At 63.5% G+C, this 14432-nt stretch carries 12 protein-coding genes; 8 read left to right on the top strand and 4 right to left on the bottom strand.

Annotated features, from left to right (window positions below; all coding sequences use genetic code 11):
• The first annotated feature begins 262 nt into the window (after positions 1 to 262).
• The 7 genes from FO013_RS12080 to pknB all read left to right on the top strand — a co-directional run bounded on the left by FO013_RS12080 (position 263) and on the right by pknB (position 9982).
• Complete coding sequence (locus FO013_RS12080) at positions 263 to 1105, top strand: FhaA domain-containing protein (RefSeq protein ID WP_143922782.1); 843 nt, start codon at positions 263 to 265, stop codon at positions 1103 to 1105.
• The gene (locus FO013_RS12075) at positions 1102 to 1620 is read left to right on the top strand and encodes an FHA domain-containing protein FhaB/FipA (RefSeq protein WP_143922781.1); all 519 of its coding nucleotides are present in this window, start codon (positions 1102 to 1104) and stop codon (positions 1618 to 1620) included. The genes FO013_RS12080 and FO013_RS12075 overlap by 4 nt, the downstream gene beginning before the upstream one ends.
• Complete coding sequence (locus FO013_RS12070) at positions 1617 to 3071, top strand: PP2C family protein-serine/threonine phosphatase (protein ID WP_143922780.1); 1455 nt, start codon at positions 1617 to 1619, stop codon at positions 3069 to 3071. Before FO013_RS12075 ends, FO013_RS12070 begins: the two co-directional genes overlap by 4 nt.
• Positions 3071 to 4657, top strand: a complete 1587-nt coding sequence (locus FO013_RS12065) for an FtsW/RodA/SpoVE family cell cycle protein (protein WP_143922779.1) — start codon at positions 3071 to 3073, stop codon at positions 4655 to 4657. Before FO013_RS12070 ends, FO013_RS12065 begins: the two co-directional genes overlap by 1 nt.
• A complete protein-coding gene (locus FO013_RS12060) occupies positions 4654 to 6123 on the top strand; it encodes a peptidoglycan D,D-transpeptidase FtsI family protein (RefSeq protein ID WP_143922778.1) in 1470 nt (489 codons plus the stop codon). Before FO013_RS12065 ends, FO013_RS12060 begins: the two co-directional genes overlap by 4 nt.
• Positions 6120 to 7961 (top strand): protein kinase domain-containing protein, encoded by a 1842-nt coding sequence (locus FO013_RS12055; RefSeq protein WP_143922777.1) that lies wholly within the window; start codon positions 6120 to 6122, stop codon positions 7959 to 7961. Before FO013_RS12060 ends, FO013_RS12055 begins: the two co-directional genes overlap by 4 nt.
• Before the next feature lie 83 nt (positions 7962 to 8044).
• The gene (gene pknB / locus FO013_RS12050) at positions 8045 to 9982 is read left to right on the top strand and encodes a Stk1 family PASTA domain-containing Ser/Thr kinase (RefSeq protein WP_143922776.1); all 1938 of its coding nucleotides are present in this window, start codon (positions 8045 to 8047) and stop codon (positions 9980 to 9982) included.
• A 79-nt stretch (positions 9983 to 10061) separates the two neighbouring features.
• Here the strand turns inward: pknB and FO013_RS12045 are convergent, their stop codons facing one another.
• The 4 genes from FO013_RS12045 to FO013_RS12035 all read right to left on the bottom strand — a co-directional run bounded on the left by FO013_RS12045 (position 10062) and on the right by FO013_RS12035 (position 12728).
• Positions 10062 to 10574 (bottom strand): GyrI-like domain-containing protein, encoded by a 513-nt coding sequence (locus tag FO013_RS12045; RefSeq protein ID WP_143922775.1) that lies wholly within the window; start codon positions 10572 to 10574, stop codon positions 10062 to 10064.
• Between the two features lie 203 nt (positions 10575 to 10777).
• Positions 10778 to 11452 (bottom strand): anthranilate synthase component II, encoded by a 675-nt coding sequence (locus FO013_RS12040; RefSeq protein WP_143922774.1) that lies wholly within the window; start codon positions 11450 to 11452, stop codon positions 10778 to 10780.
• A complete protein-coding gene (locus tag FO013_RS22375; RefSeq protein WP_186293079.1) occupies positions 11449 to 11622 on the bottom strand; it encodes a hypothetical protein in 174 nt (57 codons plus the stop codon). The genes FO013_RS12040 and FO013_RS22375 overlap by 4 nt, the downstream gene beginning before the upstream one ends.
• Positions 11623 to 11624: 2 nt before the next feature.
• The gene (locus FO013_RS12035; protein WP_143922773.1) at positions 11625 to 12728 is read right to left on the bottom strand and encodes a class E sortase; all 1104 of its coding nucleotides are present in this window, start codon (positions 12726 to 12728) and stop codon (positions 11625 to 11627) included.
• Positions 12729 to 13109: 381 nt separating this feature from the next.
• On the opposite strand from FO013_RS12035, the gene FO013_RS12030 reads away from it, so the two are divergent.
• Positions 13110 to 14018 carry a cell division protein CrgA gene (locus FO013_RS12030; RefSeq protein ID WP_143922772.1) on the top strand — a complete coding sequence of 303 codons (909 nt, stop codon included), beginning with the start codon at positions 13110 to 13112 and terminating at the stop codon, positions 14016 to 14018.
• The last annotated feature ends 414 nt before the right edge of the window (positions 14019 to 14432 follow it).

Raw genomic sequence — 14432 nt, 5'->3', positions numbered from 1 at the left:
CATCGGCGCTCGTCAGAGGCTCAAGGAGTACTCAGCGACAACCCCTAAGCTGGACGACCGCCGGGAATCCGAGCAGACCTCGGCCCCGAAATACCCAGTGACGTGAGTTGAGAGCTTCACCGCGTTAGGATTGGGTGTTGGTGTCTCCATCTCGGTGTCCTTTTCCGAGCGTGGAATCACCTAGACAGACTCGCTCGGACGCACAGTCCGGGCTGGTGGCGAAACGTTCGTCACGCGCACGATACCTGGATGAGGAGGTGCCATGGGGATTCTCGATCGTTTCGAGAAGGGATTGGAGAATGTCGTCAACGGCGCCTTCGCCAAAGCGTTCCGCTCACAGGTGGAACCGGTCGAGCTGGCCGGCTCACTGCGACGCGAAGCCGATAACAAGGCCGCAGTCGTCTCGCGCGGACGGACACTGACCGCCAACCACTACAGCATCGAGCTGTCACCCACAGATTTCGACCGGCTCTCGGGGCTTGAGAATGAACTCCGCTCGGACCTGCGACAGGTGATCGGTGATCACGCGGTCGAGCAGGCCTACAGCTTCGTCGGTCCCGTCTCCGTCGAATTCGTCGAAGCAGAAGATCTCGACACCGGAATGTACCGTGTCGTCTCAAGCACACAGCGTCCCGACGGATCGCCCGCAGCCCAACCGGCCAACCGCGGCGGCTACGACCCCGTGTCCCGCTCACACAACATCGTGGGTGAAGGACAGGCCAACTCCGGTTCCCGTCCGGTCCCGCCCAGGCGCACCCCGGAACCCACACCAGCGCCAGTGCGCCAGGCCGCACCGTCCAGGTCGCGCACGATCGATGCGAGCGTCACCATCCACGGACAGGACTACGCACTGCACCAGGGCACGAACGTCTTCGGACGCTCCTCATCCAGCTCCGATTACGTCATCGACGACCCCGGCGTCTCCCGCCGGCACTTCGAGATCACCGTCGAGCGCGATCACGCGGTCGCCAACGACCTCGGATCGACCAACGGAACACTTCTGCGCGGCCGCAAGCTCACCTCGGCGAACCTCGCCGACGGTGATGTCCTCATGGCCGGAGATGCAGAGGTGCGCTACCACGAGATCGAACAGGACGCCCAGTGAGCGAATTCACCGTCACCGTCTTCCGGTTCGCCTTCTTCATCATCCTCTGGCTCTTCGTGCTCGGAGTGGCCGGTGTCCTCAGACGCGACATCTTCGGTGCCAAAAAGGCCCCCAGGAAGTCTCGCCGAGGTGGCAGAGCCTCCCGTAATGCAGCTCCGAGCCCGGCACCGAGCAGACCAGCACCGGTCCCCGCGCCGACGCCTGCTCCCGCGAGGTCTCAAGCGCATCCGGGATCTGTCCGCGTCACCGGTGGGCCCTTGACCGGGACCTTGATCACTCTCTCCGGGGCGCCGGTGACCTTCGGGCGTGCGCCGGACAACTCGATCGTCATCAATGACGATTTCGCCTCCAGCCATCATGCGCGAATCGTGGCCGCCAACGGCTCCTGGGTCCTTGAGGATCTGGGCTCGACGAACGGGACGATCGTCGACGGCTCGCCCATGCATTCGCCCATCAGTCTGCGGATCGGCACCCAGATCACCATCGGCCATACGACGCTGGAGACCCAATCGTGACGACCGACGGTACGATCACCCTCCGTTCAGCAGCCCGGTCTCACACCGGGCTGGTGCGTAAGAACAACCAGGATTCCGGCTATGCGGGTCCGAATTTCTTACTCATCGCTGACGGAATGGGCGGTCACGCAGGCGGGGACGTCGCCTCGGCGATCACCGTCTCCCGCCTCGCCGACCTCGATCGCGAACCCAGCGGCGAGGACGCTCTGGAGATCCTGCGCACCTCGATCCTCGAGGCCAATGACCGCATCTGCCGCGGTGTCGCCGAACAGCCCGAGCTCGCCGGCATGGGCACCACGGTCACCGCTCTGCTGAGGGCACCGGGCAACCGGTTCGCACTCGCCCACATCGGCGACTCCCGCGGCTACGTGCTGCGCGACGGGGAACTTCAGACCGTCACCCACGACCACACCTTCGTCCAGATGCTCGTCGACGAAGGTCGCATCACCGCTGACGAGGCGGAGACCCACCCGCAGCGATCGGTCGTCATGAAGGTCCTCGGCGACGTCGGAGCCTCCCCCGATCTCGACCTCACTCTGCGTGAAGCCCACGTCGGCGACCGCTGGATGCTGTGCTCGGACGGACTGACCGGCTTCGCGGACATCGACGACATCGCCCGCATCCTCGCCGAGGTCTCCGATCCCGACGAATGCTGCCGTCAGCTCATCGACCTGGCCCTGGCAGGGGGCGGTGCCGACAACGTCACCGTCGTCATCGGCGACGTGCTCGAGGGCACCGTCGACACCGTGCACGGCAGCTCCGTCGGCTCCGTCCACCTCAACCCGAAGTACGCCACGATCGGCACGAACCCCGACGTCGACGAAGCCACCACGGAGACTCAGCCCCACTACGGCAACGGCGACATCCCCACCGACACCGTTCCCCTGCAGGCGGTGTCCGACTCCGATAAGCAGGAGCCCACCGCCGAGGTGGTCCCACCCTCCCAGCGCACCGACACGGAGACGTCCGACAGGGACGAACCCACCGAGGAGGATGACCTCGACGCTGACGACGACGAGGTCGAAAAGCGGTCCTACCTGGGTTGGATCATCGCGGCCATCGTCATCGTCGCGATCGCCGTGGGCGGATTCTTCGCCTATAACTACATGAACAACCACTACTACCTGACGAATCTCGATGGGAAAGTCACCCTCTATCGGGGCCTCGACACCACCTTGGGACCCATCGAACTCAGCCAGCTCGAGGACACCACCGACATCGAGGTCGGCACCCTCAACAGCTTTTCGCAGGATCGTCTGCGCGGCTCCATCCAGGCTGACTCCCGCGACGAGGCCGATCGCATCATCGAGAACCTGCGTCAGGAAGCCGACAAGTCCGGCACTGTCTCAGGCAATGCCGAAGACGCCGCGAGCCCCAGCGATCCCGCACCGTCACCACCGAGTTCCCAAGCGGTCGATCCCAGTGATGCCATCACTGAGGAGTCACAATAATGTCCGCGAATCCCAACCAAGGCGCGCGGCCACGGCCTTATCGCTTGGCGGAACTCGGCCTCCTCATCCTCGCCATCGCCGTATCCACGAGCGCCTATGCCCTCGTGGGACTCGGCACCGAGGACACGATCCCCGCCAATGTCTACCAGTACGCGGCGTGGTTGGCCGCACTCGGTCTCATCATCCACATCGTCGTGTGGTGGAAGGCCAAGTACGCCGACCCTGTCCTCATCCCGATCGCGGTTCTGCTCAACGGCCTGGGCCTGGCGATGATCTACCGCGTCGACCTCGGCCGGGACGAATACCAGAACAGCGGAGTCACCCAGCTGATCTGGATGACCTTGGGCGTCGCTCTGGCCGTCGGCATCATCATCTTCTTGGGTGACCACAGGTGGCTGCGCCGCTACACCTTCCTCTCGGGGTTCGCTGCGCTGATCTTCCTCATGCTCCCGCTGCTTCCCGGCCTTGGCAAGACGGTCAACGGTGCGCGCATTTGGATCGGCGTCGGCCCGATGTCCTTCCAGCCCGGTGAGATCGCCAAGATCCTGCTGGCCATCTTCTTCGCCGGCTACCTCGTGTCCTATCGTGACCAGTTGGTTCTGGCCGGCCCGAAGATCCTCGGCATCCGCTTCCCGCGCCTGCGTGACTTCGGTCCCATCATCATCGCTTGGGTGGCCAGCGTCGGCATCCTCGTATTCGAGAGGGACCTGGGCACCTCGCTGCTGTTCTTCGGCCTGTTCGTCGCCATGCTCTATGTTGCGACGAGCAAGGTCTCCTGGATCATCCTCGGACTCGGCTTCTTCGCTGCCGGCGCGGTCGCAGCGACCTTCCTCTTCTCCCACGTCGGGCAGCGTGTCGACGGTTGGCTCAATGCACTCACTGCCGAGGAGTACAACAAAACCCCTGGTGGTTCGTACCAGCTGGTCCAAGGTCTGTTCGGCATGTCCAACGGCGGGCTGACCGGAACCGGACTCGGTGAGGGCCGACCCAACATGGTCCCCTATGCCGAATCCGACTTCATCTACGCCAGCCTCGGCGAAGAACTGGGCATGGCGGGGCTCTTCGTGATCCTGCTCTGCTACCTGTTCATCTTCCAGCGCGGCATCAAGACCGCCCAGCAGCTGCGCGACGGTTTCGGCACCCTGCTGGCCACGGGCTTGAGCTTCACGATCGCCCTCCAGGTCTTCGTCGTCGTCGGCGGCGTCACCCGCCTCATTCCGCTCACGGGTCTGACCACGCCGTTCCTCGCCCAAGGCGGGTCATCTCTGATCGCAAACTGGATGATCATCGCGCTGCTCCTGCGCATCTCCGACAATGCCAGGCGACCGGTGGAGGAGTTCCACACCGGTGTCCTCAAGATCACGGAGGATCCCGACGACGCCACCGCCTCGGCGCGGGCGGCCGGGAATCGCAATGACACGAGACGTGTCGAGGGAGCACACGAACACGCGACTGGCGGTCTCGCCACGAATCGCGCCACCAGCGACGATGCGCCGACGACCAACTTCGGCGCCGCCGATCTCGAGACAGACCGGTCCGATGAGGACCCGACGACCAATCTGGGCACTACCGGAGGTGAACGATGAAGAAGCCACTGAAGCACATCAGCATCGTCGGGTTCGTCATGTTCGCGCTCCTGTTCAGCTCCACCAGCTGGGTTCAGTTCGTCACCGCCGACTCACTGAACAACAATGCGCTCAACAACCGGAAGGTCCTCGACCAGCTGGCTCGCGACCGGGGTCCGATCCTCGTCGACGGCAAGAAGATCGCCTACTCGGAACCAGTCGACGACAAGTACAAGTTCCAGCGCAAGTACGGCTCGGAGGGCCTCGATCCCCGTGCCTACGCCTCCATGACCGGGTACTACTCCATCGTCTCGGGAGCTTCGGGCATGGAGCGTGCCTCCGGCGAGTACCTCTCCGGCGACTCCGACGCGTTGTTCTACGACAAGGTCGGCAGCCTGGTCACAGGTGAGCAGCCCCGCGGTGCGGCCGTGGAGCTGAGCATCGACCCGAAGGTGCAGAAGGCCGCCTGGGACGGACTGGGCAACCAGAACGGTGCAGCGGTCGCACTCGATCCGAAGACCGGCAAGATCCTCGCCATGGCCTCGACACCTGGCTGGGACCCCAACCCCATCGCCAGTCATGACTCCTCGACCGCGCAGTCCGCCTTCGAGACTCTCAACAACGCTGAGGACAAGCCTGCCTATAATCGCGCCATCGGCGGAAACCTGTACCCTCCGGGCTCGACGTTCAAGGTCCTCGTGGCTGCGGCCGCGCTGGAATCGGGCGATTACAAGCCGGATTCGACGCTGAACGGTCCGGCAGAGCTCGACCTGCCCCAGACCACCTCCACGATCGGCAACTCCCATCCGGGCGCCTGCCGCAACGGCGGAAGCCCGTCCCTGGCCGATTCGCTCGCCGAGTCCTGCAACACCTCATTCGCCTCACTCGGAATGGATCTGGGCGAGGATGCGATCAAGGAACAGGCGGAGAAGTTCGGATTCGGCCAGGAGATGGAGATTCCGCTCAACGTCAGTGCGTCCACGTTCCCGAAGGACCTCAATCCACCCCAGTTGGCTCAGTCCTCGCTGGGACAGTACGAGGTCAGGTCCACGCCGATGCAGATGGCGATGATGACGGCGGGAATCGCCAACGGCGGCAAGATGATGAAGCCGCAGCTCGTCGACCGGGTTCTGAACGCGAGCACTCTCGAACCCATCAAGGAGATGCGCCCAGCGCAGATGTCGCGGCCCGTTTCGGGTAAGACCGCCGATCAGCTGACCACGATGATGGAAGGCGTGGTCGAGGACGGAACCGCCTCGGTGGCCAAGATGAACGGCACGAAGGTCGCCGCGAAGACCGGCACCGCACAGCACGGACCCGGTGCGGCCCCGCACGCGTGGTTCATATCATTCGCCCCAGCCGATGATCCGAAGATCGCAGTCGCGGTCGTCGTGGAGAACGGCGGAAACGCGGGCAACGAAGCTTATGGAGCGACGGTCGCAGGACCGATCGCCAAGGACATGATGGAAGCGGTGGTCGAAAAATGAGACCCGTCGAAGGCACCCTGTTGGGAAACCGATACAAGCTCACCTCTCGCATTGCCGTGGGCGGCATGGGCGAGGTCTGGAAGGGCGTCGACTCCGTGCTCGGCCGTGAGATTGCGGCGAAGATCCTCAAGGACGAATACCTTTCGGATACGACCTTCCTCGCGCGGTTCCGCGCCGAGGCACAGAACATGGGACGCGCATCGGACCCCGGTATCGCCGGTGTCTTCGACTACGGCGATGAGCAGGGATCCCCTTATCTCGTCATGGAGTACGTGCCAGGTGAGGCACTGTCGGCGATCATCGAGCGCAGCGCACCCCTGTCGGAGACGGATACTCTGAGCATCGTCTCCCAGTCCGCGCAGGCGCTGGGGGCGGCCCACAAGGTGGGAGTCATCCACCGCGACATCAAACCCGGCAACATCCTCATGACCCCGGACTTCCGGGTCAAGATCACGGACTTCGGCATCGCCCGCGTCACCGACCAGGCCCCGCTGACGAAGACCGGCCAGGTGATGGGCACCGCCCAGTACCTGGCACCGGAGCAGGCCACAGGCAAGGGTTCGGGGTCCGGCTCCGACCTCTACGCTCTGGGCATCATCGCCTATGAGGCACTGGCCGGGCAACGTCCGTTCACCGGTGACTCGCAGGTCGCGATCGCCATCGCCCAGGTCAACCAGCAGCATCCGCCGCTTCCGGACACAGTGTCCGAGCCATTGCGGCGCTTCGTCGACTGCCTGCTTGAGAAGAAGCCCGAACGCAGGCCCTCGGATGCCATGGCGGTATCCCGGGCCGCCGATGCGCTGGCCGCAGGCGATGTCGCAGGTGCCGAAGAGATTCTGCCGCAGATGCGACTGGGCAGCGCCGCCTCCGATGCACTGACCCAGGTCTTCAACAGCCCCGAACCCGTGCCGACGACCAAGGCGATGCCGGTCACGGCGTCCAACGAGGAGACTCGTGCCTACCCGGGTGCAGCTGCCGCAGGTATTGCTGGTGCAGGTGCGGCCGGTGCAGCGGGCGCCGGAGCTGCAAATGGCAGCGAACTCGACGCTGAGAACGAAGAGGACAAGGAGCTCGACGAGAAGCAGTCGAAGAAGGGCCGCGCCCTCATCTGGATCCTCGCGATCGTCGCACTCATCGCCGTCGGTTCGCTGCTGTGGTTCTTCCTCGGAGGAGGCAATGCCGAGCCCGAGCCGGACCCCAGCACCAGCGCCCCCACGACGTCGCAGGCAGCGAAGACGATCGAAATCGACAAGAGCGATTACATCGGACTGACCGAATCCTCGGCGACTCAGAACCTCGAACGGCAGGGGCTGGAAGCCGAGACCCAGACCATCGAGTCCTCCCGCGCAGCGGGCACGGTCGCCGATGTGGGTGAGGGCGACAACGGCTACACCTTCGAAGAGGGCGATACCGTCACGCTCTACATCTCCTCTGGCCCGGCCGAAGAGCCGGTGGAGACGGAGGAACCTGAACCTTCGAACACTCCCACACCGTCAGAGACCAGCGGCGACGATGGATCGGGATCGAGCAGCAACGACGATGGGGGCTCCTCGAGCAACGAGAGCAGCAACTCGAACGATACCGGCTCGTCGAATTCCGACAGTGCTTCGGCCAGTGATTCCGAGGGCAGCGACTCGAGCAGCACAGACGACGGAGCTGACACCGACTCGGGCTCGAGCAGCGATCCGAACGGCGGCCAGAACGGCAATGACACCAGCGGTTCGAACCCGAACAGCGGGTCCGACAGCTCCGACGACGGCGGCGGAAACCAGTCCGGAGGCGGCGGCAACGAAGACCCCAGTGCCGGCACAGACTTGGACGAGTCGATCTTTGGCTGACACCATGCGCTGAGAAGACGAGTAATCTACTTGACATGCGGAGTACTTTCCCACGACGTGGGTGAACCAAGCGGAGGACCAGAATGAATGAACCCAAGGTGCTGTCGGGGCGGTACGAGGTTCGTGCGCTCCTCGGCCGTGGGGGCATGGCAGAAGTGCACGAGGGCGTCGACAACCGGCTCGGCCGGCGCGTCGCGATCAAGCTTCTGCGGTCCGATCTCGCTCGTGATCCTTCGTTCCACACACGTCTCAAGCGTGAGGCGCAGTCCGCGGCAGGGCTGAACCATCCGGGCATCGTCGCTGTCTACGACTCGGGCGAAGAGGACTTCGTGGAGACCGGAGGCTCCAATGTCTCCGTGCCCTTCATCGTCATGGAGTATGTCGAGGGCCAGACGCTGCGCGAGGTCCTCAACGAGCACGGCACCCTGACCATCGACGAAGCGCTCAACGTTGTCGCCGGTGTGCTCGCCCCACTCGAGTATTCCCACCGCAACGGAATCGTCCACCGCGATATCAAGCCAGCCAACGTCATGCTCACCCCCGAGGGTGACATCAAGGTCATGGACTTCGGCATCGCCCGCGCGCTCAAGGACAACAGCGGGCTGACCCAAACCCAGTCGGTCGTGGGCACCGCCCAGTACCTGTCCCCCGAGCAGGCCCGTGGTGAGGTCGTCGACGCCCGTTCGGACTTGTATTCGACGGCCTGCCTGCTCTATGAACTCCTCGTCGGCCGGCCCCCGTTCGTCGGAGATTCGCAGCTGGCGGTCGCCTACCAGCACGTGGGCGAGACGCCGAAGCCTCCGAGCTTCTACAATCCGAATGTTCCCCCCGAGGTCGACCGCCTCCTCATGCATTCGCTGCTGAAGGATCGTGACGAGCGCTACCAGGACGCCTACATCTTCCGTGAGGATGTCCTCGCGGCTCGTGACGGTCGTCCCCTGAGTTTCGACGACGACATGGATCGCACCCAGGCGTTCCCGATGGCCGGGGCCATGATGGGTCCTCCGCAGTATGCTCAGGACGCCGAGGTGGAGCCTGAGACGGGTGCCGTGTCGACGATCATGGCCAAGCAGGACGAACCACCGCCGCCGAGGCGTTCGCGCGCCTGGATCTGGATCGGCAGCATCTTCGTGCTGTTGGCTCTTGCCGCCATCGCTTTGTGGGTCTACGAGATCAACAAACCACCGGACATCATCCAGGTCGAGGTCACTGACGTGGCGAATATGGACGCCGATGAGGCCGAGTCCGCTCTCATCCAACAGGGCCTGAGAGTCGACAGAGACGAGTCGTACAGCGAGGACGTCGACGAGGGCAAGGCCATCAAGACCGATCCCGCCGGCGGCCAGCGGGTGGAGCAGGACAGCGTCGTGAAGCTGGTCATCTCCTCCGGCCCCGAAAGCGTCAAGGTCCCCGATGTCTCCGGCAAATCCGAGCAAAGTGCCCGCAAGATCCTCAACGACGCCAAGCTCCAGGCAGGCACGCATATCTCCCAGAACTCTCCGGACGTGGAGAAGGGTGTCGTCATCGAGACGAAGCCCGGCGCCAGCTCCGAGGTGGATGTGGACTCAAACGTCGACCTCGTCGTGTCCTCGGGAATGGTCGAGGTCCCCGATGTGACGGGCAAGTCCGCGGAGGAGGCATGTGAGATCCTCGAGGGCGACGACTACCAGCTGGGGTGCACCACCGAAGAGGTCGAGACCGCAGACGAACCCGCGAAGAAGGTCTTCGAACAGTCATCGGCTGGCGGCAGCGAGGTCAAGCAGGGCTCGGAGATCACGGTCAAGGTAGCCAAGAAGCCGCCGGAGGAGCCATCGTCGCCAAGCATTCCGTCCATCCCCGGAGGGGTCCCCACGTCGCCGTCTGACGACGGTGGCAGCGATGACAGCGGCGATGACACCGGTAGCGGCGAGAAGGACAAAGACAAGGACAGTGACTCGGATGCCGAGGCCATCGGCGGAGGCGGAGGCGGAGGCGACTGGTTTGACGGCTTCTCCGACTCAGGCGCCGACGGCAACCGCTGAGTGAGTCCGACCAAGCCGAAGGTCTGAAACGGCTGGGGCCGCCACCGAGAAGTCTCGGTGGCGGCCCCAGTTCGTCTTCTCAGGACAGAGTGAGGAAGAGGTCGGTGCGCAGATCCGCCGGGTCCATATCAGGCTTCGGCTCTGTCACGTAGACCTCGAAGAACGGCAGGTCCGGGTGGTGTCCGGCGTCGACGACCGCCTTCATCAACCCCGCCCAAGCCTCACCCAATCCGTCATATCCACCGGTATGGGTCAGTGCGGCGATCGATCCGCCGGGCAGCTGGGACGGGATCGCGATGAGGCCCTCGCCCAGAGGCAGGGCCTGCTTCAGCCCCGAGGTGAGCGGAAGGCCGATCTCCAGGTCGACGGTGTCGCTGGGTTGGCGCGTGTACAGCGCGAATGCGGGACCAGCGATTTCCTGCTCAGCCTCTGCCAGGGCAGGGAACAGCCCGGAGAAGGCGGCGTCGAAGTGGGTTGGAAGGTCCTCCATGGCGACATTCCTGACCTCTACGACGGCGGTGGGGACCGACGTCGCCTCGAACACGGTGAGTTCGAGGAATGGTTCGCTCCGGTTGATACTCGACTCTGACATCAGTAGGTCCTCTCAGGGTGTCTCACGATCCTAATATGCCGAGTAGGGCCGCAGGAAGAGTCTGAGCGGGATTGACTCGTTGTCGTGACCGTCTGAGCCGGGGTGACCGTCTGAGCCGGGGTGACCGTCTGAGCCGGAGTAGCTGTTTCAGCCGAGGCAGGTGCCTAAGCCGGAGTGGCGGCCGCGTAAGCCGGAACCGCAGCTTAAGCCGGAGAGGCGGCCGGGATGGGTTTCGCCGCGATCGCCGAGGCCATCGGGGACATCGCGGCGGCCCGCGCGGCGGCACCGTCGATGCCGCAGACCTCGAGCCAGTTGCCCAGCATCAGATAGCCGCATTCCGTGAGCACGGACTCCGGGTGGAACTGAACACCGAACAATGGCTGTTCACGGTGTTCGATGGCCATCACTACTCCATCATCGGTGCGGGCAGTGACCAGGAACTTCTCGAGATCGATGGTCTCATCAACGATCGCCAGCGAGTGATAGCGAGTCACGGTCAGCGGGTTCTTGCAGCCGAAGAAGATGCCCTGACTGTCGTGGGTGATCACCGACGTCTTTCCGTGCATGAGCACCGGCGAGTGGGTCACTGTGGCGCCGAATACCTCTCCCAGCGCCTGATGGCCCAGGCAGACTCCGAACACCGGGGTGCCAGTCGTCTCCGCCCAGGCGATGAGGTCCGGGCAGACTCCCGATTCGGCCGGCACTCCCGGACCCGGTGACAGTAGGACACCGTCGTACTCCGATGCCAGGGCCACGACAGCCTCGGCGCTCAGATCGTCATTGCGGATGACGTGAGTGTCGGCTCCGAGCTCGCGGACGTAGGACACGAGCGTGTAGACGAAGCTGTCGTAGTTGTCGACGACGAGGATCTTTGTCATTGGCCACCGCTTCCATCAGTCACAGTTGCGTTGTTGAAGGGCATGTACGGGGCGACGACCGGGAAGACGTACTGCATGAGCAGCAGCACCACAGCCGCGATGAGGATGAGGGCGAAGATGAGTTTGATGAACCAATTGCCCGGAAGCAGTCGCCAGATCAGACCGTACATTCTCAGGCACCACCGTTCTTGCTGACCTTGTCGTAGGCTTTCGAGTCCTTGATGTTCTCCGGTGCACCGTCGCCGGCCGGAGTCCAGTCGGTGAGCTCGGCGTAGGCGACGTAGCGCTCTCGGGCCGAGAACATCGGGTTGCAGGCCGTCATCGTGAGGATCCGGTCCTTGCCCTTGAATTTCGGTTCGTTGGGGACCGGTGCGAGCACCTCTACAGCATCGGGAAGGATGATGTCGAAGTTGCGGAACGTATAGGTGTAGAAGCCGTCCTTGGTCTGGACGATGATCTCATCGCCGGGACGCAGCTTCGCGATCTGGTTGAGCGGTTTGCCGTAGGTGACGCGGTGGCCGGCGATCGAGAAGTTGCCGACTTCGCCCGGCATCGCCGAGTTCGGGTACCGACCCACGCCCATCCGATTGAGGACGGGTTCGAGATCCACGCCCTCGGCGACCGTGCGGTAGTAGTCGTCGCCGAAGCGCGGAATGTAGAAGATGCCGAACGCCTCGTTCTTCTCCACCGGATCCGCCACGACAGGTTCATCCGGATCGTCCGGAAGCTCGTTGGGGTCCTGGTTCTGCCAGTCATCGGTGAGCTGGTCGGCCAGCACCTCGTTGTCGCGGTTGGCTTCGATATCGGTCCACCACAGCTGCCAGACCACGAACAGGATGAGAACCATTCCGGCGGTGATGCAGAGCTCACCGAAGGTGCGGATGGTGCCGCGAACTGGGCCCAGCGGCTCACGCTCCGGCTTCTGCCTCCGACGGTTGGTGCGACGACCGCCGTCGTTGTGTCCGCCGTCGTTGTGTGCGTTGTAGTTCTGTGCGCTGTAGTTCGCAGCGTCCGCACCTGCTCCCGCATGCGCGCCGAGGTTGGGATCCGTTCCGCTGTTGACCGCGGGCATGACCTGAGTCGAGTCCGAGTAACCGAGCGGCGCATCGGAGTAGACGGCGGTCGGAGCCCCGTTTGCGGCCGCAGCTTCAGCCTCGCGACGTCGGAGTTCACGACGGCTGGGAAGTGGTTGATCGGTCGCTGAAAGCGAGCCGGATCCCGGGTTCGAACCTGCGCCTGAATTCGGTGCCCCGCCGAGGTCGGGTGCGGAGGTCATGGGTTCTGTGGACGGGTTCGCTTCGTAACCGCCGTATCCACCCTGTGACTGGTGTCGTTCAGTGGCCGGGTAATGCGAGGAGTTCTGCCTCTGAGCAGGACGAATAGTGGGTCGCGATGACGCGTCTGCGTCTGATTCGTTACCCGGGAAGGGACCATTCACCACTGCTGCACCGTGCCTATTGTTTCGAATCCGGAGCTCGCCCAGAGGGCAAGCGGGGACACCGTATTGCACTTTATCGCATGAAACTGCACAAACAGGTCGTTCTCAGGGTAGTTGGAGTTTTTAAAACTGCCGGATGTCACGAGTAGACTGATGTCCGATTGTCCCTATTCATCAATCGTCTGACCTCAGCAATGGTCGGCCGTATAAGGAGTACTCGTGGCCAAGTCCAACGGACGGACCCAGCGCCCCCAGCGCACTTCTCGCAACTCGTCGAAGGCCAATGTCGAAACCAAGACCCAGCCGAACGACGATGTCGAGGCAGTAGAGGACTCGCAGGTCGAACAGACGGAGGATCTGGGGAACGAGAACCTCGAGGGCGACCTCCTCAACCTGGATGACTCCTCCGACAAATCCGACGTGCTTGCCGACGACGATGACATCGACGGCGACGCTGGAGTTGCCGACGCCGGAGTTGCCGACGCCGATGCCTCCACGCTCGGCGATGACAACGCTGCAGTTGACGAGTCGGCCGAGAAGTCCACGGCAGCGGCAGCCGCCACCGGCAAGAAGTCCACATCGAAGGGCTCCGGGTCCAAGAAGACTGCCGCCGCCGATAAGGCTGATGCAGCCGACACGGCCGACGAGTCCACCGCCGACGCCAAGAAGACTGAGAAGTCAGAGAAGGTCGACAAGGCAGCCAAGTCCGACAAGGACAGCAAGGACAGCAAGGACAGCAAGCCTGCCGAGAAGAGCGAGACCACCAAGGGTGCCTCCGCAAAGGACTCATCGGCTAAGGGCTCTGCTGCCAAGGACTCATCGGCTAAGGCCTCTGCTGCCAAGGGTTCATCGGCCAAGCGCACCTCGCGTTCTGGCAATCCGGCCAAGCGCCCTCAGGGTCGCAAGACCGCCTCTTACACCTCGCAGTCCGGCCAGCAGACGATCAAGCCGAATCCTCGCTGGTTCCTGCCCGTGCTCATCGGCCTCCTGCTCATCGGCCTGATCTGGCTCGTGACTTTCTATGTCTCGCAGGGAGCGTTCCCGGTCGAGGCTTGGCAGAACTGGAACATCCTCATCGGCTTCGCCTTCTTCGTCGCGGGGCTGATCATGTCCACGCGCTGGAGGTAGGCGGCAGGCACCGCGCCTGCCTACGAATGACGGGGGTTGCGTCGACAACCGGGTGTGCGCACCCGCAAGTCGACGCGGCCCCCGTTTTTCGTTGACGTTCCCGTCGTCACCCCAGGCCCCACGGAGGTCACCTGCGGGTGAGTTGTCGGACCGCAATTGACGTTTCAACGGCCTCGACTGGCACTTGTCCACAGGGACGAAGTTATACCCAAGCCGGGAATGTCGCTTGTGCATAACTTATTATGAGCCTGTGACCTGGCGAAATACACGCATGTAAGTTATCCACCATGTGGATAAAGGCTGTGGACAACTATATTCGGTCCGCGAGAACGCCAATTGTTCGCGGAAGTCTGATACAAGCCTGAGAGTCGTTGCGCGCACCTGTGTGGATGGTCAGCGGTGCTCTTCACAAGG

The organism is Brevibacterium aurantiacum (assembly GCF_007558825.1).
In the GTDB taxonomy this organism is placed as follows: Bacteria; Actinomycetota; Actinomycetes; order Actinomycetales; family Brevibacteriaceae; genus Brevibacterium; species Brevibacterium aurantiacum_A.
This window is presented reverse-complemented; position numbering and strand designations above follow the sequence as displayed.